A 20,286-nucleotide genomic window follows, 5' to 3' on the forward strand; every position below is an offset into this window, starting at 1 on the left:
AATTTAAATTCATTGTTTTTCAATAATTAAATACTATCACTCAACTCTTGCGCTAATTCTTGACTACGCGTTTTAGCAGCAGCCAATGCCGCCTGAATATTTTGTGAAATTTGCGCATGATCAAACACTTCAATTGCCGCTTGGGTCGTGCCATTTGGTGAAGTTACATTTTTGCGTAATTCTGCAGGTGTATTCGAACTGGTAATTGCCATTTGTGCTGCACCCAAAGCAGTTTGTAACGTCAGTGCTGTCGCCACTTTTTCATCTAAACCTAAGTTCTTGCCTGCACGAATCATACTTTCCATCAAATAGAAGAAATATGCTGGCCCTGAACCCGATACAGCAGTTACGGCATCAATTTGTGCTTCAGAGTTTACCCAAATGGTTAAACCTGTTGCCGCCAAAACCTGACTTGCTAATTCACGGTCTGTGCTATTGACCTGTTCGGTTGCATACAAACCATGCGCACCTGTTTGCACCAAAGCAGGTGTATTTGGCATTACACGCACCACACGTTCTGTACCCAATAACTCAGAAATCGTGGCAATTTCTGCGCCTGCAACAATCGAAATCACCAGTTTATCATCAAACTGACCGTACAATGGACGCAACACTTGTGCCAAAACCTGAGGCTTGACTGCAAATACGACAATATCTGCCTGTGCGATTGCGGCCAAATTATCCTCAGTGACATGCACATCTTTTTCTTTTAATAATTCACGCACTTGTTCTACAGGGTCTGAAACTGTAATACGGGTTGGCTGCAAACCTCTGGCAATCAAACCACCAATCAAGGCTTGCGCCATGTTGCCACCGCCAATGAAACTAATATTACAATTCAATACTGCACTCATGATTCACGCTCTTCGTTGAGTTCTTTGTCGTTAAGAGACTAAATTCGGTTGCCATCCATCTGCGACACAATAGTCCGACTGTGCAAGCCAAAAGCCTTTGGGGCTAAAAACGCCTAGCATAACATTATCTAGGCTTAATATTTGAATTGTATGACGCGTCCACGGAAAAATTTGTGCTTCCTGAATGGCTTTTTTCAGTGGCCATGTGCCCACCCGACCATACAAATGAATTTTTTCACCACCCAAACGTGGCCGTAAAGTTAACGGACGATTCAGCAAAGTTGCAGATAAACCGACTTTGGCTTGTTGCAGTTGATAACAGCCAGACCACACTTGAAAAGTCTGCTCTGCCTGCAAACATAACACTTGTTCTTCTGCCTCAAAATGTTCTGCAGCTAAATACTCCGCTTTCGGCAAACGAAATAATTGTTGCTGATAACGCAGATAATAATAATCCTGACAATGTAATGCCGCTTGTGCATCGGCTTTGGCTTGAATCACCTCACGTTGCAAGCGTTCGACCATATCAAAACTTGGGCGATATTGTGCCTGTCCTTTCATCCATGCCGATAAAAGCTGACGTTGCCGTGGCAAAGACAATTGTTGTAGCTGAATTAAATTCAACTGCGAGTCTGTGCCGCAAGCCGCTAAATCCTGCGCTAAAACTTCTGCCAAAATGTGTTCGGCATCTTGCATCAAGTTTGCAGTCCGCACCACAGCTTGCTGCATTTTAGGAAAACGTTGTTGCAAGACAGGCCACAATATTTCTCTTGCCCAAGCTCGGTCATAATGTACATCCTGATTGCTTGGGTCTTGTACATAATCGAGCTTTAATTCCGCACTCCATTGGCAGATCTGCTCACGCGAAATATCCAATAACGGACGCCAAATGCTGAAATCATCACGTACATCGACAGCTTGCATGGCAGCAAGTCCTTGCACACCTGCGCCTGAAAACAAGCGCAGCAATACGGTTTCTGCCTGATCTTGTTGATGGTGTGCCAACACTAAAACTTCATTGCTATCCAAGTGCTGCATATAGGCCTGATAACGCGCCTGACGTGCCTGATTTTCTAGATTGCCCTCAGACACACTGACTTTTTGCAGTACACACGGTACATTTAAATTCTGACAGGTGGCTTGCACCAACGCGCCCCACGCTGCGCTTGGACTTTGCAATTGGTGATCAATGTAAATCGCGCGTATTTTTTCAGGGCACAAAAATGCCAAAAGATGCAGTAGCAACATGGAATCCATGCCGCCACTACATCCAATTAAAAATTTTGTCTGTGCAGGAAAAGCCTGTAATTGACTTAAGACGCTAGACCTAAATTGTCGCTGCCAAACTTCATTAAACGTTGGTAACGTTCTTCGCATCGTTGTGTTGCATCCATCGCTTGCAATTCATTCAAAGCTTCTTTTAACACATTTTTCAGACTGTGCATGACGTGTTCAGGGTTTAAATGTGCACCCTCACCTTCATCAACCACGTATTCTACAATACCAATCTTTTGCAGTTTTTCTGCGGTCAATGCTAATGCTTCACTGGCTTGTTCGGCTTTTTCTGCAGTTTTCCAGAGAATAGACGCACAACCTTCTGGTGAAATAACAGAGTAAATACTGTGTGACAACATCACCACACGGTCAGCCACCCCAATACCCAACGCACCACCTGAACCACCTTCGCCTAATACTGTGGCAATTACAGGTACTTTTAAGTTCGACAGTTGTGCCAAGCTAGTCGCAATCGCTTCTGCCTGACCTCGTTCTTCTGCACCTACACCCGGGTAAGCACCCATGGTATCAACAAAAGTGAAAACTGGCAGATTAAACCGCTCTGCCATATCCATAAGACGCTGCGCCTTACGGTAGCCTTCTGGATTACACATCCCGAAGTTGTGTTGTAATTTTTCGCGGGTACTGCGACCACGATGTTGACCTATCACCATGACAGGCTGACCATCAAAGCGTGCCAATCCACCGATCATTGCACCATCATCACCAAATAAACGATCACCATGCAAGGCATCAAATTCAGTGAAAATTTCACCCACATAGTCTAGAAATTGCGGACGTTCAGGATGACGTGCAATTTGCACGGTTTTCCATGCTTTAGATTGAGCAGCTTTTTTCATAAGTCGACTGTTATCCCTAAATTAACCAAATCTTAATCGACAAATTGTTCCGACTGAATATTCAATTCAATGTCCCAATTCTTGAATTGCACTTGTTCATCGTGCAATTCAGCGACAAGCAATGGCCACTGTTTGGCATCACCCGACACGCTGAGCTGCCATTGTTGCGCATTGCGGATGCTTAATTCAATGGCAGGAAGCATCGCATCGCTACGACTTGCGTTGACCAAAACTGCAAGGCGAAGCAACAAACTTAAGTAAACAATTTTATTGCCACCCGCTTTCAGTGCTTCTGTTTTCGCGTCTTGGCGTAACTTTCTGCGATGGTTGGAAACCAAATGCGAGAGATAGTTTTGGTCAATTTGTGAGAAACCAGGAATGTCCGAATGTTGCAATAAATATGCACCATGACGATGATAGCTGCTGTGACTGATGGCTAAACCAATTTCATGCAGATACGCAGCACGACGCAATAAGTCACTATCTTCATTATTTAATTTTAATGGTTCTGCCACACTATCAAACAAATGTTGCGCAGTTTTGACCACGCGTCCAGCCTGTTTCGGGTCTGAGTTATAACGCCCCATTAAGGCCTGTACACTGCGATCACGAATGTCTTCATGCTGGAAACGTCCTAACAAGTCATACATTACGCCTTCACGCAAGGCACCATCGGAATACACCAGTTTATCGATATCTAATACATCAAATACGGCATATAAAATCGCCAAACCTGCTGGCAAAACTGCTCGGCGGTCTTCTTTTAGACCATCAAATTCCATTTCTGATACGTGTTTAAACTTGAGCAAACGGTCTTTGAGTTTTTCTAAACCTTCACGAGTCAGATTTTCCTGCTCATTGCTCCAGCCCATATTTACCGTAATTTGACGACAGGCTTTAATGGTACCGCTAGAACCTACAACCGTATCCCAGCCTGCTTCTTTATAAGTGTTAGCAATCGAATACAGCTCTTTACGCGCTGCGACTACTGCTTTTTCAAAACTACTCTTGCTAATTTCACCATCGGCAAAATAGGCTTGGGTATAGGCCACACAACCCATTTGTAAAGATTCAGTATGAATTGGCTCAAACTCTTCGCCAATAATCAGTTCTGTCGAACCACCGCCAATATCAATAACCAAACGACGCCCACTATTCGCCATCGTGTGCGATACACCTAAATAAATTAAACGTGCTTCTTCACGCCCTGCAATAATTTCAATAGGTTTAGGCAAAATTTCTGCGGCTTTTTGAATAAATTCATGTCCATTTTTGGCCTGACGCAATGCGTTGGTTGCCACAATACGCAAACGGTTTGACTGTACTGCAGTTAAACGCCCCACAAAACGCGCCAAACAAGCCAAACCTCGTTGTTGAGCTGCTTCGGTCAAATTTTTATTTTCATCTAAACCTGCAGCCAACTGTACTTTTTCTGACATTGATGCCACTTTTTTTACTTCACCATGATCCACCCGTGCAATCGCCAAGTGGAAACTATTCGACCCCATATCGATGGCTGCGAGTAACTCTTCATCAATTAAAAAATCAGACATTCTTCAAACAAACCTAGACAGAATTGTGCCTAGAGTAATTCACATAAACCTAATTTAAAAGCCATTTATCAGCACAATTTAATGACTATTTAAAAATTCTGCATATATGACAATTGTGTTACAGAATTGTCGTGATCGTCACGATCAATTAGACAAATTTGTATTTTGAATGGAAAATTAAAAGATTCCCCTACTTTGTTCAAGATGGCTATGTAATACTAATTGGTAAAGCTATTTTTAAAAATTATTTGGAGCGTAATCCATGTCTGGCAACATCGTAAACACTACTGATGCAAACTTCGAAGCAGATGTTCTTCAATCGGATACTCCTGTATTGGTTGACTTTTGGGCTGGCTGGTGTGCGCCATGTAAAGCAATTGCACCTGTACTTGAAGTACTTGCAAACGAATATCAAGGCAAAGTTAAAATTGTGAAAGTGGATGTGACTTCTTGCGAACAAACTGCAGTGAACTATAACATCCGCAATATTCCAGCTTTACTTATGTTCAAAAATGGCGAAGTGGTTGCACAGCAAGTTGGTGCAGCGCCTAAATCTAAATTAACTGCATTTATTGACGAAAATATCTAAGTCTGTTTTACAGATCATGAATATAAAAATACGCTCTCTGTTGGCGTATTTTTTTTGCCTACAAATTGACAAACTCCCGTTTCTCTCTTATATTGCATGCTCAGGAAGCATAGGATCTTTCATCCTCTTTCTGAAAAGACACAACACAAAAATGCCGCTCGGCAACAGAAATTGTTTTTCACATTTTTCAATCAAACAATGAATCAGTGCTCTGAATCGTTATTGTGCAAATACAATTGCTTTCATTTTATTGTATGAATGCGGCTAAATGTTGCTCCCTCTCTAACCTGTACCCCAGAATTTTAATTCTATCAGAACCTCTATGAATTTAACCGAACTCAAGAAAAAACCGATTGGCGAACTCATCAAGATTGCCGAGTTTATGGGCCTTGAAGGAATGGCGCGTAACCGCAAGCAAGACATTATTTTTGCCATCTTAAAGCGCCATGCCATGAATGGTGAAGAGATTTTTGGTGATGGCGTTCTAGAAATTCTCTCTGATGGTTTTGGTTTCTTACGCTCAGCTGCAGGTTCATACCTTGCTGGCCCAGATGATATTTATGTCAGCCCTTCGCAAATTCGTCGCTTTAACCTGCGCACGGGTGACACCATTACAGGTACGATTCGCCCACCTAAAGAAGGTGAACGTTATTTTGCTTTACTTAAAGTAAACCAAATTAACTACGACACCCCTGAAAATTCACGTAATAAAATTTTATTTGAAAACTTGACTCCACTTTTCCCAACAGAACAATTGGTAATGGAGTTGGGTAATGGAACAACTGAAGACTTAACTGCTCGTGTAGTAGATTTGGTTGCCCCAATTGGTAAAGGTCAGCGTTCAATTATTGTCGCTCCGCCTAAAGCGGGTAAAACCATGTTGCTGCAAAACATCGCCCAGTCGATTGTGCGCAACAATCCTGAGGTGTTCTTAATCGTCCTTCTGATTGATGAACGCCCTGAAGAAGTGACGGAAATGGAGCGTACGGTTCGTGGTGAAGTGATTGCATCAACCTTTGATGAATCACCTGCACGTCACGTTCAAGTGGCTGAAATGGTGATTGAAAAAGCCAAACGTTTGGTTGAGCACAAAAAAGATGTCGTGATTTTACTGGATTCGATTACCCGTTTGGCTCGTGCCTATAATACTGTTGTACCTTCTTCAGGCAAAGTTTTAACGGGTGGTGTGGATGCACATGCTCTAGAACGTCCAAAACGCTTCTTTGGTGCTGCACGTAATATTGAAGAAGGTGGTTCTCTAACCATTATTTCAACTGCACTGATTGAAACAGGCAGTAAAATGGATGAAGTGATTTACGAAGAGTTTAAAGGTACAGGCAACCAAGAGATTACCTTAGACCGTCGTATTGCAGAAAAACGTGTTTTCCCTGCCATGAACATCAAGAAATCAGGCACGCGTCGTGAAGAGCGTTTAATGAGTGAAGATAATCTACGTAAGGTTTGGATTTTACGTAAATTGTTACACACTCAAGATGAATTGGCAGCAATGGAATTCTTGCTTGATCGCATGAAAGAAACCAAAACCAATGACGATTTCTTTGATCAAATGAAACGTAAAGCTGCCAATTAATTATCTGTAAATATTAGAACCCTTAAAAAAGTCATCTTATAACGATGGCTTTTTTGTTTGGTTGACAAAATTTACATAAAGACACAATTGCACGTAGTATATGTAAACTTATTTTTAAGTAAATGATTATAAAAAAATATTTAGTAAAAAACTTTTAGTTTTTAGCCAGTTAACGCGCAACTCTCCAATCTAAAATGCCAAATTAATTGTTATTTTCTGTTAAAAAAGCACGTATTTTTCGCGTTTTTTTGCCTTTTTTTCAATCAACCTAGTAGCAATTCAAAAAGCGCAGTGATAGCATATTCGCAGACCAGTTAGACTGCGCCTGCGTTGTTAGTGCCTAACAAAATTTAGGAATAATAAAAGCATACAACAGACTAACTTCGGTTTTTTTTAATCTCATATTTTAGAGAGTGATGCCATGTTATTCAAAAAAATCGCTATTGCTGCTGCAGTTGCTACTACTTTAGCTTTCGTTGGTTGTGCTAAAAAAACTGAAGAAGCTGCTGCTGACGCTAACGCTGCTGCATCTGAAGCTGTTGTAGCTGCATCTGAAGCTGAAGCTGCTGCTGACGCTGCTGCTGTTGAAGTTGCTTCTGACGCTGAAGTTGCTGTAGACGCTGCTGCTGATGCTGCTGACACTGCTGCTGATGCTGCAACTGATGCTGCTGACGCTGCTGTAGACGCTGCTGCTGCTGCTTCTGAAGCTGCTGCTCAATAATCGATACGATTAAGCAGTACAAAAGAGAGCCATTGGCTCTCTTTTTTATTTCTGAATATTTTGTCTAAAATTTATTTTACTCAGCACAATATCTCCAAATCGCTCAATCCATCTTTTTTAAGTAGATGATTCAGCATATAAAAGCATTTAACCAAAACACTTAACCCCATTCGGCATTTATTTCGATATAACCTTTTGGTTTCTCATCTCCACGCTCAATTCTTAGGTAGCGTCTTGTTCAGCTCTACAGTGTTTTCATTCATATCCATAGTTTGATTCAAGTCTCTCAATTGCAAGATCAATCACTATGTCTTGCTAAATCACAGCGTCTTTCTAAAATCTCTTATAAAAAGCATAAAAAAAAGCAGATCAATCGATCTGCTCATTTCCTACACGCTGGCGGAATTTCTGCCCTGCGCGGAATGTGACGACACGGCGTGCTGAAATTGGAATTTCTTCGCCCGTTTTTGGGTTGCGACCAGGTCGTTGACGTTTATCACGTAACTCGAAGTTCCCAAACCCTGAAAGTTTAACTTGTTCGCCAGAGATCAGTGCTTGGCTGATCTCATCAAAAAATAACTCAACCATTTGTTTCGCTTCACGGCGGTTTAAACTCGTGAGCTCACTTAAATGATCAGCCATTTCTGCTTTTGTTAATGCTGTCATGAAGCCCTCAATGTCGCTTGGTAAGTGTTTTCCAACACTTGCAGAATGTTATCCATACCAGATTTAATTTCAGCATCTTCAAGTGTACGTGTTGGGTGTTGCCATAACAGAGCAAAAGCCAAAGAACGTTTGCCTTGTTCAACCCCTTGTCCAGTATACACATCGAATAACCAAGTTGAGTCTAACAGCGCTCCACCCGTTTTTTCAATAAGTTGCTGAATTTCACTTACATTTATCTTATCACTAATTAAAAGCGCAATATCACGTCTAACCGATGGAAAACGTGATAATTCTGTAAAATTAGATACATAAGTTTGCAAAACTGCTGTTTGATCGAGTTCTGCCACCCATGTCGTGCCTAGATCTAGCTCATTTTCTAAAGATGGATGCAAACGACCCAAGTAACCAATAGACTGACCATCTACTAAAATTTCAGCAGATTGCCCAGGATGCAACCAAGTGCGCTCTGAACGAACATACTCAACCTGTACACGACCCGCAGCTAAAATTTCTTCAATATCACCTTTAAAATCAAAGAAATCCATAGGCTGAGATTTGGCATGCCAAGATTCTGCGTGTTTAGCACCCACAGCAATCAATGCCAAAGTTGGAATTTGTTTTAAATCATCAATGCTAACTGCATGTTGATAATCAAAACGCAATCCCAACTCAAAGAAACGCACACGATTTTGTTGACGATTCACGTTGTACTGCACACATGGAATCAAGCTGGATAACAACGTTGAGCGCATCACTGCCAAATCGCTCGAAATGGGATTTGCTAATGCCAACGGGTTCACCGCAGGGTTTAACTGTTTTTCCAATTTTGCATCGGCAAAACTAAAGCTAATTGCTTCTTGATAGCCCAAAGTTACTGCAGTTTGACGCAATTGAGCAACTTCAAATTGATCTTGGTATTTTGCCAATTGCACATCAATCACAGGCAAACTGATTTGAATGTTGTCATAACCATGAATACGGGCAATTTCTTCAATTAAGTCTTGGTAAATTGCCATATCAAAACGATGCGATGGGGGCACAACGCTCCACTGACCTTCAGCTTGAACAGTCACTTCGCAACCTAAACGGGTTAAAGCATCGGTGATAAATGTAGCATCGACGTGATAGCCCAAGAGCTGATCGACTTGCGCTTGATTTAACGCAATTGCTGCACGTGTTGGTAAGTGTGCTGCTTGTTCTGCCACTGTAATTGGACCAAATTCGCCACCCGCTAATTCTGCAATCAGCTGGGATGCACGGTTCATGGCCAATAATGGCAATTCAAAATCGACACCACGCTCATAACGCTGTGAGGCATCGGTATGTAAGCCATAACGACGTGCACGGCCAGCGATATGTAACGGTGCAAAGAAAGCGGATTCAAGGAAAATTTCTGTGGTTTCTTCACTTACCGCAGAAGATAAGCCGCCCATGATGCCTGCCATCGCCAATACTTTTGCATCATCAGCAATCACCATGACATCTTCTTGTAGCTCTACTTCTTGCTCGTTTAACAACACCAATTTTTCTGCTGCAGTCGCTTGACGAACTTGAATGCCACCCTGAATTTTAGCACCATCAAACGCATGCATAGGCTGACCCAATTCAATCAAGACATAGTTAGTAATATCTACCAAAATACTATGCTGACGGATTCCTGAACGTGCCAACGCGCGCTCCATCCACTCAGGTGTAGCTGCTTTGGTATTTACATTTTTAATCACACGACCTAAATAACGTGGACAGCCTTCAGTCAGACTTTGTACGGTTTTTTCATCGTGAATGGTTGATGCTACTGCCTGAATATCAGGTGAATTAACTGGCAATTGGTTAATCACCCCAATTTCACGAGCCACACCACGAATACTGAAGCAGTCACCACGGTTTGGCGTAATGCTGATATCAATTACATGGTCATCTAAATCAAGATACTCACGTACATTCACGCCTACAGGTGCATCTGCAGGCAGTTCCAATAAACCATCAAGTTTATCCTCGAGGTCAATTTCTGACGCACCGCACAGCATCCCTTGCGATTCCACACCACGCAATTTGCCTTTTTTGATTTTAAAGTCGCCTGGCAATACCGCACCAATGGTTGCCACAGGTGCTTTCATACCCACACGTACGTTGGGCGCGCCGCACACAATCTGTAATGGCTCACCTGAACCAATGTTTACCGTAGTGACACGTAAACGATCTGCATCTGGATGCTGTTCAACCGTTAAGACTTCACCTACCACAACGCCTGTAAATGGCTTTGCTGCTGGTGACATATCATCGACTTCTAGCCCCAGCATCGTGAGTTGATTCGATAAAGTTTCGCTATCAATGGCTAGGTTGACCCAAGTGCGTAACCAATTTTCGCTAATTTTCATACATTCATTTCCTGAATCTCCCCTAACCCCTCTTTAACAAAAAGGGGAATTCCCACACTGCTATTTATTTCGCGTAAGTCCCCCTTTTACAAAGGGGGATTTAGAGGGATTTTTAAAATCTAATAATAATCTCTTTTCCCTCTCCTAATTGTAGGAAAGGTTGTTTAAAAAAGTTTTAAGCAAACTGGCGCAAGAAACGCACATCATTTTGGTAGAACATCCGCAAGTCATTGATACCATAACGCAACATCGCAAAACGCTCTACCCCTAAACCAAAGGCAAAACCTTTATATTTTTCTGGGTCGATGCCTGAAGCGCGTAACACGTTTGGATGCACCATGCCGCAGCCCAAAACTTCCAACCAGCGACCACGTTCATCCATAATATCCACTTCGGCACTTGGCTCTGTGAATGGGAAATAAGATGGGCGGAAACGTACTTTTAAGTCTTTTTCAAAGAATTCATTTAATAGGTTAATCAACAAACCTTTGAGTTCTGCAAAACTGGTATTTTCTGCGACGTATAAGCCTTCAATTTGATGGAACATCGGCGAGTGTGTTTGGTCTGAGTCGCAGCGATACACACGACCTGGACAAACAATACGAATAGGCGGCTGCTGATTTTCCATGGTGCGAATCTGTACGCCAGACGTATGTGTACGCAATAAATGATTCACATCAAAATAGAAAGTATCGTGCATGGCACGCGCAGGGTGATGTCCTGGAATATTCAACGCTTCAAAGTTGTGATAGTCATCTTCAACTTCTGGCCCCGTTGCAACGGTAAAACCTGCTTTGGTAAAGAATTGGCAAATACGTTCCTGTACCTGCGTAACTGGGTGAATACTGCCAATGCTTTGACCACGACCTGGCAAAGTAATATCAACGGTTTCATTGGCCAGTTTTTGTGCCAAAGCCGCTTGTTGTAATTCAGATTGACGCGCAGTTAATGCCGCATTGATTGCTTCACGCACAGTGTGAATTTGTGCACCAAACTCTTTACGCTGTTCAGGGTCCATTTTACCCAATGCTTTGGATTGTTCCGCAAGCTGGCTTTTTTTCCCCGTAAATTGCACTCGCACCTGGTCGAGTGTAGCAAGGTCCTCTGCTGCTGCAATTGCAGCGAGCGCTTCATTGGTCAGGGCTTCCAGTGACATAGTAACTCTCAAAAGCAACAATTTAGAAATAATTTAAAAACCCCGTATTCTAACAGTTTTTAGTTGCTATGATGAAGCTTCGATGTAATGAAAATTAGATTAGCACCTTGAAATACAAAAAGTATAAGATAAAGCCAATCACCACGAGATCTCAATATTATGGCGCTCGATCAGATTTGGAAACAGCAACTTGCCCTTGTGACTTATGGCAATGAATATTTGGCTCAAGATTTAAGTTTCAATCATTGGCTGAAGCATCAAGTGTTTAACCAGCATCAAATTCAGTTTCGTGATTTATTGTCACAACATTTATTGGCACAACACTTTCAAATTTGGTTAGAGCATCTTAAACAACAAGGTGTGCGACGTTTAAGCCTACATCAGGCAAGTATTTTAAATGATGAGAAAAACCCCAATCCCAATGTAGAGTTATTACCTTTTGCACACTTTATTGTAAGCCACGAGTCACAGCACAAATCTGCATGGATTTTCGGAAAAGAACTTGCAGAATGGTATACTGCAGAACAAGATTATATGGCGCCCGTTTCGCAACAGAGCGAGCTACGTCAGGAAGTGATGTGGCGTTATCAACTAAGCCACAAACTCGCCAAACAGCTCGATGCAGATTTTGCCTCTCCAAACTGGGATGAAATTGATCGCTTTATTCGCTCTGAATTATTTTTAAATCCTTGTGCTGCCGAGTTTATCGAACCAGAGCAAAGCACTAGACCTTATTTCGGTGTAGATCTGACTCGAAACTCAACTGAAAGCATGCACCCAACTTTGGCGTTAATTCCAGCAGACTACCCTGCTGCGTATGCACATCAAATGCTGTATCAATTAGATGCACTGGATCAACACATTCAGAGTAAAATCCAGCATCCTTATCATGCCGATGGCACAGAACTCGAACCGAGTGAGCAACTCAATTTACGTCATTTTTCTCAGAAAGTTGAGGATTTACACGCCAAATTTATCACAAAGGTGGCAAACCATTATCAGACCGCGCAGCTCACTCCAGTACAAACGCCTAATCCTTTTGAATCAACGCCTAGTCAATTACAAAACATCGCTTCACCACACATACCAACACCTACAGCTACGCATAAGGTGGGCACATCTGCCGTAATTAAACTGATTTTAATGACTGTGGTTATTTGTGCGGCTGCTTATTATTTTGGTTTATAAGCTTAGGGTCTGTTGACAATTCGTCTATGTTTGCGACAACGCATATTTTTTAGCTGATATAAGGCATGGGCATGGGACAGGAAATTTAGTCATTCTAAATGACCGGCACATAACGCAATAGCAGCAAAAAATATGCTTGTCCTTCGCTGCGCCTTCCGCTGCAAACAAAGCAGTGCTTGTTTTTGCTCAGGCTGTGGCTAAAAATTTCTCAGATTGAGTTATGAAACTTGGCAGAGACCCTAAATTTCAGGCATAAAAAAAGACCGCAAATGCGGTCTTTCTTTTAAGTCATAAGACTTATGCAGCTAATGCATCTTTAGCTTTTGTAGCTAAAGCAGCAAATGCAACTGCGTCATGCATAGCGATGTCAGCAAGTACGCGACGGTCGATAATCACTTGAGCTTTTTTCAAGCCAGCGATCATACGGCTGTACGATAAACCATTTTGACGAGCGCCCGCATTGATACGCGCAATCCATAAAGCACGGAATTGACGTTTCTTTTGACGACGGTCACGGTAAGCGTATTGACCTGCTTTGATTACCGCTTGGAACGCTACGCGATATACGCGTGAACGAGCGCCATAGTAACCTTTAGCACGAGCAAGAATTTTTTTATGACGGCGATGAGCCTGTACACCACGTTTTACACGAGCCATTTATAATCTCCTTAGATGTATGGGCACATAGCACGAACAGCAGCAACGTCACTCACGTGAACCATTACACAGCCGCGCAATTGACGGATACGTTTAGCAGATTTTTTGGTCAAAATGTGGCGTTTGAACGCTTGTTTACGCTTGAAACCGTTAGCAGTCGCTTTGAAACGTTTAGCTGCACCACGGCGAGTTTTTAACTTAGCCATAACAACCTCTTTAAACACCTGTTCGGCACGTCTGCACCATTGCAAAAACGACCTGCAGGTAAGGGAGCGAGTATTCTAAAGCATCTTTGCTTAAAACAAAAGCATATTAGCTAAATAAAAAATGATCATTACCTCACTCGTTTGCCGTAATTCAACTCAGGAAAAATACTGGAATTGCGAACACCCACTTCAATTCAAAACAAAGCTAAAGCTCTGTCAAAAATTGTGCAGATCAACATCCTAAAAACTTGCAATAAGTTACGGATTACCCTTGCGATTATCCTCAATTCCATCAATACTTCGCCTCGGCCTATGTGAGATAAAAAGACCGTAACATGATGAAAACATCTTTATATATAACTCTATTGCTTGGACTCAGCGCGACACATCTCTATGCAAAACCACCGCAGCAGAAATTAACACCAAAAGCCAAACTCGAGGTACAAAAAAGTGCTGCCTTGCCTGCTCATCTCACTACACGTTTAGCATGGCGCAAGTTCCCACAACCTAAATATAAAAATGAAGATTTAAATCAACAAAACCGAGCTGCAATTGTGCGCATTTATGCAGATGAAACGGGCAAAATTAGTCAAGCCACTATTCAAGAAAGTACAGGGCTGAAAAAATTAGATGATGCCTTATTACAAGCGGTTCGCACTGCTGAAATTGAACCGACCTATGTAGAGGATACTGCCGTTCCGACTATCGGTTTTCAAAGCTTTAATTTAAGATTTCAGGATAACCAACACGAAAATTGCCAGTTTGATTTTCAATCTAAACAATGGTTAGCACAGCAACAACAGCAAAAAGTTCAATTTAAGTATCGTAGTCAACCACAATTAAACTTAAGTGCTGAAGATTTAAAAAACCACTCACGCAAGTTAAAGTTTCAATTCAAAGTGAATAAGCATGGCGAAGTGAAACGTGTGAAATTGACACAAGGTTCGGGACAATACGCGCTTGATCAACAAGTTTTAGCTGCAGTGAAAGCTGCTCAAGTAGATGTACCGCGTCAATTTTGGCTGTATAAAAAATCAAAATTAAAAGATGAAATTTATTTTGATTTAAACACGTGTGATGCTCAAGAACAGTCTTAAGTGTCTATAGATAATAGGGGTTGCTTGCTTAAACCCACGTATAAACAAAATAAATAAACAGAAAACGCCCGATTTTGGCAAGACTCACCATCAACACAAAACGGGCAAAATGTTCTTTCATTAAACCTGCAATCAACGTAATTGGATCACCAATAATCGGCACCCAACTGAGTAATAAAGACCAAAACCCATATTTGGCGTAGGTGTGCTGCGCTTTTTCTAATTGTGTAGCCGAAACAGGAAACCACTTTTTATCTTTATAATGTTCGAGCTTGAGTCCCAAATACCAGTTCACACAAGAACCTAAAATATTACCTAGACTGGCAATGCTAATCAGCCAAATGGGGGCATAACTGCCTTCATATAACAGCCCCAACAACACGGCTTCGGACTGTAAAGGCAATAAAGTGGCCGCACCAAATGCAGATAAAAATAAACCAAATAGCGTCCAAAGCATAGACGATTTTAAAGCCCTAAAGCCCGTTTGGTTTTACGATATTCCCAGTTCGCCCAAACAATACTGAGTAAAATAAGTGCCGCACGTGCCCATGTATAACGCTGGGTAATAGGCTCAATGGCAGCACGTAAAACCTGCTGATCTGTGCTATTTAAAGCCGCGATCATATTCTGCACATGAAATGCTTCAACCACAAATAAGATCAAGCAAGACACAATGCCTAAAATAATGCTCCAATACACTTTGGCATTTTGTTCAACAATCTTGGTAAAGTTTAAAAAAAATTCTTGCATAACCCATCCAATAAAAAAACCACCTGAAAAAGTGAGGTATCAGGTGGCTGGCATCTTAGCATAAAAGTAGATTTAAACTTGAATCGCGAGTGCTTTCTGCACTGCAGGGCGCGCAGTCAGCCGTGTAATATAGTCTTGTACATACGGATAATCTTCCAGCGAAATATTTTGCCAGTCATGACGTAACGCCCACGGCAAAATAGCCATATCAGCAATTGAATATTCGCCCGCCACGTACTTTTGCCCCATCAACTGCTTATTTAACACGCCATACAAACGCTTGGATTCATTGATATAGCGTTCAATCGCATAAGGAATTTTCTCTGGTGCATAACGGCTAAAATGATGATTCTGTCCTAACATTGGACCAAAACCACCCATTTGCCACATGAGCCACTGCTCTACTTCCACACGTTCTTGCTCATCGTTAGGGTAGAACATGCGTGTTTTTCGCCCAAGATATTGCAAAATTGCACCCGACTCAAACACAGAGATTGGCTCACCACGTGGGCCGTTCTGATCGACAATTGCAGGAATTTTATTATTGGGCGAAATTTTTAAAAAATCTGGCTGAAATTGATCATCTTCTGAAATATTGATGGGGAAAGTTTGATATTCCAAGCCCATTTCTTCAAGTGCAATACTAATTTTATGACCGTTGGGCGTACCCCAATAATAAAGATCAATCATGTTTTATCCTTCATTACTTTTTTTGCTTTTTGACCAGCATTCTTCTACTGCGGTTTTAGTTATAGCATGTTTTTAAGCGTTTGTTGCGTGTCGCTGCGTAGAGTTTTTTATCGAATGGCATATCTCATAAACATGAAACATAGATGCTCACTTTCATCACGCAAAAAAAAGCACCGCCAAGGTGCAGTGCTTCTTTTGTTCAAGATGGGATCACTTTTTCTTTTTAGGACCAAGCAGCATTCCCATTTGACGACCTTCCATTTTTGGTGCTTGTTCAACTACACCATATTCAACTACGTCAGCTTCAACTTTTTGTAATTGAGCCAAACCTAACTGTTGGTGAGCCATTTCACGACCACGGAAGCGTAAAGTGATTTTTACCTTGTTTCCTTCTTCAAGGAATTTGATAATTGCACGTAATTTTACGTTGTAATCGCCAACATCAGTCGCAGGGCGCAGCTTGATTTCTTTCACCTGTACTTGATGCTGTTTTTTCTTCGCTTCTTTCTGCTTTTGCTTTAGATCAAACAAATGCTTGTTAAAGTCCATGATTTTACATACTGGTGGTTCGGCATTTGCCACAATTTCCACCAAATCAAGGTCGACGCTTTCTGCTGCGCGCAATGCATCAGCCAAGCTTACAATACCTTTTTGCTCACCATTTTCGTCTACAAGACGGACTTCTTTTGCACGAATTTCATCATTCAAAGCAGGACGGTTAGATTTTCCGCCCTGTTGATTACGGTCAGGCTGTTTAATCGCTGTTACTCCACAATATACCGGCCGCGTTCTGCGACGGCTGTTTTCACTAGGTCAATGAAAGCATCAATTGACATAGTACCCAAATTTGTTCCTGAGCGAGTACGGACGTTTACCGTTCCTTCTTCCACTTCACGGTCCCCAAGTACCAATAAGTATGGAATACGCTCTAATGTACGCTCACGAATCTTAAAGCCGATTTTCTCATTTCTCAAGTCAGAAATAGCACGAATACCGTTTTCTTTAAGTTTTGCGACGACCTGTTCACTTGCAGCAGCTTGTGAGTCAGTAATATTCATCACACAAGCTTGCACTGGCGCTAACCATGGTGGCATAAAGCCTGCATAGTGCTCAATAAGTATACCAATAAATCGTTCAAAGCTGCCAAGAATTGCACGGTGCAACATTACAGGCTGATCACGATCATTGTCTTCAGTGACATAAGATGCCTCTAAACGTTCAGGCAAGTTAAAGTCACACTGGATTGTACCACATTGCCACACACGACCTAAGCAGTCTTTCAGTGAGAATTCAATTTTCGGACCGTAGAACGCGCCTTCACCTGGTTGCAACTCCCATTCCAGACCTGCAGCATCCAAAGCATCTGCCAAAGATTTTTCTGCCATATCCCAAAGTGCATCATCTCCCACACGTTTTTCAGGACGTGTAGACAGCTTCATTTGCACCTCTTCAAAACCGAAATCTTTATACACATCTAAAGTCAGTTTGATGAAGTCTGCAACTTCTGGCCCAATTTGTTCTTTGGTACAGAAAATATGCGCATCATCTTGAGTAAAGCCACGTACGCGCATAATGCCGTGCAATGAACCAGATGGCTCGTTACGGTGACATGAACCAAATTCTGCCAGACGAATTGGCAAATCACGATACGACTTAAGCCCTTGGTTAAAGACTTGTACGTGACATGGGCAGTTCATTGGTTTTACTGCATAGTTACGGTTTTCAGAATGGGTCGTGAACATATTGTCTGCGTAGTTGGCAGCATGTCCTGATTTTTCCCATAACGTAAAATCGACCACTTGCGGGGTACGAATTTCTAGGTAACCATTGTCTTGTTGTACTTTACGCATGTATTGTTCAAGTACTTGGTAAATCGTCCAGCCATTTGGATGCCAGAACACCATGCCTGGCGCTTCTTCCTGCATGTGGAACAAGTCCAAAGCTTTACCAATTTTACGGTGGTCACGTTTTTCTGCTTCTTCAATACGTTTGATATACGCTGCGAGCTGCTTTTTGTCTGCCCAAGCCGTACCATAGATACGTTGTAACTGTTCGTTTTTGGCATCACCGCGCCAGTAAGCGCCAGAAATTTTGGTGAGTTTGAACGACTTTAAGAATTTAGTGTTCGGAACGTGTGGACCACGGCACATATCCAAATAGTCTTGGTGATAGTACAAGCCCATCTGGGTTTCGTTTGGCATGTCTGCAATCAAACGTAATTTATATTCTTCGCCACGTGCTGTGAATTCTGCAATCACTTCATCACGCGGGGTCATTTTTTTTACAACATCATAATCTTGGTCGATGAGCTTTTTCATACGCTCTTCGATTGCGGCCATGTCATCTAATGTAAATGGGCGTGGCATCCAGATGTCATAGTAGAAACCTTCTTCAATAACAGGACCAATCACCATTTTTGCTTCAGGAAAAAGCTGTTTTACCGCATGCCCCACCAAGTGCGCACATGAGTGACGGATAATTTCTACACCTTCTTCATCTTTAGGCGTAATAATTTGTAGGGTTGCATCTTCGGTAATTAAATCGCAAGCATCGACTAAACGATCATTCACACGTCCAGCAACTGTATTTTTGGCAAGACCTGGACCGATGCTTTGAGCAACTTCCATCACAGATACGGCTTGATCAAACTGTTTTTGATCGCCATTTGGCAAAGTGATAATAGGCATAGATAAAAATCCTTAAGGAGTGATGCCCCGTACCATGGAGCATATCACCGCGAGATTATGATTAAGGGAAACCCTCAAAAGATAAAAACGGTGTATAAATAAAAAAGCGCCTTAAATTTTACACGGCTTGCGTACAGGTTTAAACCATTGTGTCCTAAAAAAGCCAAAGAATCGGTATTTCAGCTGTTTTTATTCCCTAAATGTTGCCCAAGGCGTGTATTGTCCATGTTGATAGGCATACACCGCTTCAAAGTGTGGTAACACCGCCTCACTCTGTTGCGGGCGTAAAAATACATAATCCTCTATTTGAATGCGATACTGTTTGGGTACTTGAACCAACTCTTGATTGCTACTGCGTCCGTATAAGGCGTGTGGATGACTGCTCTCAGGATAAACATAATCTCCCATCCAATAGCCACCATAAACAAAAACGGCTTGATTGGATTGTGGCAAATAGGACTGCAAACGATCTAAGCCTGGCACTTGTACCGCAGCCAATACCTTTAAAACAGGTGTTGCAATCCACAAAGCCGATTGCAAATCTGACAAGATTTTTAAATCAAAATCACTGGGTTTAAGCAACATCGAACCAAAAGCCAGATCATTACATTCACTGTGCTGACAATGCTGCATAAATGTCAGGCTACCACCACCGTTAAAACACAAGTCATCCTGCCACAACTTTGGAAAATGATGCTGAATCAGTTGTTTATAATTTCTATATTGCTGCTGTGAGTGTTGATAGGCTTTGGCTTGTGCATGAAATACATTTGGTAATTTCACCACATGCGCATCGTACCCCATCAAACCTGACAGTTTTAAATGTTGTGGATGCTGCTGAATCAATTCCAGCATTTGCATAAATCCAGCATGATCTTGCGCCCCACCACGATGCAAACCGATATCAATTTCAAGATTAATATTCAAACAAAGCTGGCGTTGTTGTGCCAAATGTAAATACTGTTGTAAACGTGCAGGTTGATCAACCAACCATTGTAAATGCAATTGGATATTCTCAGCAGACGCCATCACCTGCTGATAAAAAGCATCTACCGCACGTATTGGCATTGGCTTGCCAAACAGTACATCTGCTTGTGGAAAGTGCTGCATCACTTCATACAAATGTGGCAGATGAAACAACATAAAACGTTGCGTATTCAGATTTTGGCTTGCATGTTGCAATATTTCCAAACACGCTAGCGATTACACCACCAGTCGTGGTTGCAACCGTGCAGGCAAATGCGCTGCAACATAATCCAAGTTATGCTGAAAACGTGCTATATCCACAATCAGTTGTGGTGTTCCTGTATCCTGATGCTGAAAACTTTGGTTGAGTTTCTAAAAATAATCTCTGTGCATGTCACGCTC

General features: G+C 41.9%; 19 protein-coding genes and 1 pseudogene. 5 read left to right on the plus strand and 15 right to left on the minus strand.

Annotation, left to right across the window (positions count from 1 at the left end; translation table 11 throughout):
• Positions 1–26: 26 nt before the first annotated feature.
• Genes proC through ppx form a run of 4 tightly spaced genes read right to left on the minus strand, consistent with a single transcriptional unit; the run spans position 27 to position 4,542 of the window.
• The gene (gene proC, locus LZP46_RS11750; RefSeq protein ID WP_236093934.1) at positions 27–854 is read right to left on the minus strand and encodes a pyrroline-5-carboxylate reductase; all 828 of its coding nucleotides are present in this window, start codon (positions 852–854) and stop codon (positions 27–29) included.
• Between the two features lie 30 nt (positions 855–884).
• The gene (gene tilS, locus LZP46_RS11755; protein WP_236093935.1) at positions 885–2,231 is read right to left on the minus strand and encodes a tRNA lysidine(34) synthetase TilS; all 1,347 of its coding nucleotides are present in this window, start codon (positions 2,229–2,231) and stop codon (positions 885–887) included.
• Positions 2,168–2,989, minus strand: a complete 822-nt coding sequence (locus tag LZP46_RS11760; RefSeq protein WP_019838189.1) for an acetyl-CoA carboxylase carboxyltransferase subunit alpha — start codon at positions 2,987–2,989, stop codon at positions 2,168–2,170. The genes tilS and LZP46_RS11760 overlap by 64 nt, the downstream gene beginning before the upstream one ends.
• Before the next feature lie 32 nt (positions 2,990–3,021).
• Positions 3,022–4,542, minus strand: a complete 1,521-nt coding sequence (ppx, locus tag LZP46_RS11765) for an exopolyphosphatase (protein WP_236093936.1) — start codon at positions 4,540–4,542, stop codon at positions 3,022–3,024.
• A gap of 262 nt (positions 4,543–4,804) precedes the next feature.
• Between ppx and trxA the strand changes: the two genes are divergently transcribed.
• The 3 genes from trxA (at position 4,805) to LZP46_RS11780 (ending at position 7,443) form a co-directional block, all read left to right on the plus strand.
• Positions 4,805–5,131, plus strand: a complete 327-nt coding sequence (gene trxA, locus LZP46_RS11770; RefSeq protein WP_236093937.1) for a thioredoxin — start codon at positions 4,805–4,807, stop codon at positions 5,129–5,131.
• Positions 5,132–5,453: 322 nt separating this feature from the next.
• Positions 5,454–6,722 (plus strand): transcription termination factor Rho, encoded by a 1,269-nt coding sequence (gene rho / locus LZP46_RS11775; protein ID WP_004975162.1) that lies wholly within the window; start codon positions 5,454–5,456, stop codon positions 6,720–6,722.
• A gap of 421 nt (positions 6,723–7,143) precedes the next feature.
• The gene (locus tag LZP46_RS11780) at positions 7,144–7,443 is read left to right on the plus strand and encodes a hypothetical protein (RefSeq protein WP_019838193.1); all 300 of its coding nucleotides are present in this window, start codon (positions 7,144–7,146) and stop codon (positions 7,441–7,443) included.
• Positions 7,444–7,812: 369 nt separating this feature from the next.
• On the opposite strand, the gene LZP46_RS11785 is transcribed toward LZP46_RS11780, so the two are convergent.
• From LZP46_RS11785 to pheS, 3 genes are all read right to left on the minus strand, one after another.
• On the minus strand, positions 7,813–8,109 hold the full coding sequence (locus LZP46_RS11785; RefSeq protein WP_004649746.1) for an integration host factor subunit alpha: 297 nt from the start codon (positions 8,107–8,109) through the stop codon (positions 7,813–7,815).
• Positions 8,106–10,487 (minus strand): phenylalanine--tRNA ligase subunit beta, encoded by a 2,382-nt coding sequence (gene pheT / locus LZP46_RS11790; RefSeq protein ID WP_236093938.1) that lies wholly within the window; start codon positions 10,485–10,487, stop codon positions 8,106–8,108. The genes LZP46_RS11785 and pheT overlap by 4 nt, the downstream gene beginning before the upstream one ends.
• A 175-nt stretch (positions 10,488–10,662) precedes the next feature.
• Entirely contained in the window at positions 10,663–11,643 is a 981-nt protein-coding gene (gene pheS / locus LZP46_RS11795; protein ID WP_070154849.1) for a phenylalanine--tRNA ligase subunit alpha, read from the minus strand.
• 159 nt (positions 11,644–11,802) lie between these two features.
• On the opposite strand from pheS, the gene LZP46_RS11800 reads away from it, so the two are divergent.
• Positions 11,803–12,831, plus strand: a complete 1,029-nt coding sequence (locus LZP46_RS11800) for a hypothetical protein (RefSeq protein WP_236093939.1) — start codon at positions 11,803–11,805, stop codon at positions 12,829–12,831.
• Between the two features lie 297 nt (positions 12,832–13,128).
• Here LZP46_RS11800 and rplT read toward each other — a convergent pair whose 3' ends face one another.
• Together rplT and rpmI are read right to left on the minus strand one after the other, a co-directional pair.
• Positions 13,129–13,488 carry a 50S ribosomal protein L20 gene (gene rplT, locus LZP46_RS11805; protein WP_004975153.1) on the minus strand — a complete coding sequence of 120 codons (360 nt, stop codon included), beginning with the start codon at positions 13,486–13,488 and terminating at the stop codon, positions 13,129–13,131.
• Positions 13,489–13,499: 11 nt separating this feature from the next.
• The gene (gene rpmI / locus LZP46_RS11810; RefSeq protein ID WP_004975152.1) at positions 13,500–13,694 is read right to left on the minus strand and encodes a 50S ribosomal protein L35; all 195 of its coding nucleotides are present in this window, start codon (positions 13,692–13,694) and stop codon (positions 13,500–13,502) included.
• A 338-nt stretch (positions 13,695–14,032) separates the two neighbouring features.
• Here rpmI and LZP46_RS11815 point away from each other — a divergent pair, with 338 nt between their 5' ends.
• On the plus strand, positions 14,033–14,791 hold the full coding sequence (locus LZP46_RS11815; protein ID WP_442863547.1) for an energy transducer TonB: 759 nt from the start codon (positions 14,033–14,035) through the stop codon (positions 14,789–14,791).
• Positions 14,792–14,819: 28 nt separating this feature from the next.
• Here the strand turns inward: LZP46_RS11815 and LZP46_RS11820 are convergent, their stop codons facing one another.
• From LZP46_RS11820 to LZP46_RS11845, 6 genes and pseudogenes are all read right to left on the minus strand, one after another.
• Positions 14,820–15,248 carry a YqaA family protein gene (locus LZP46_RS11820; protein WP_236093941.1) on the minus strand — a complete coding sequence of 143 codons (429 nt, stop codon included), beginning with the start codon at positions 15,246–15,248 and terminating at the stop codon, positions 14,820–14,822.
• Between the two features lie 8 nt (positions 15,249–15,256).
• Positions 15,257–15,541: a hypothetical protein gene (locus tag LZP46_RS11825; protein WP_236093942.1), complete on the minus strand. Its 285-nt coding sequence runs from the start codon at positions 15,539–15,541 to the stop codon at positions 15,257–15,259.
• Positions 15,542–15,613: 72 nt separating this feature from the next.
• Entirely contained in the window at positions 15,614–16,231 is a 618-nt protein-coding gene (locus LZP46_RS11830) for a glutathione S-transferase N-terminal domain-containing protein (RefSeq protein ID WP_236093943.1), read from the minus strand.
• Positions 16,232–16,441: 210 nt separating this feature from the next.
• A complete protein-coding gene (gene infC, locus LZP46_RS11835) occupies positions 16,442–16,990 on the minus strand; it encodes a translation initiation factor IF-3 (RefSeq protein WP_074964463.1) in 549 nt (182 codons plus the stop codon).
• A gap of 5 nt (positions 16,991–16,995) precedes the next feature.
• Complete coding sequence (gene thrS / locus LZP46_RS11840) at positions 16,996–18,918, minus strand: threonine--tRNA ligase (RefSeq protein WP_236093944.1); 1,923 nt, start codon at positions 18,916–18,918, stop codon at positions 16,996–16,998.
• A 189-nt stretch (positions 18,919–19,107) separates the two neighbouring features.
• A pseudogene (locus LZP46_RS11845) lies at positions 19,108–20,256 on the minus strand (alanine racemase); the annotation flags it as partial.
• Positions 20,257–20,286 lie beyond the last annotated feature (30 nt).

It is taken from the genome of Acinetobacter sp. SCLZS86 (assembly GCF_021560715.1).
In the GTDB taxonomy this organism is placed as follows: Bacteria; Pseudomonadota; Gammaproteobacteria; order Pseudomonadales; family Moraxellaceae; genus Acinetobacter; species Acinetobacter towneri_A.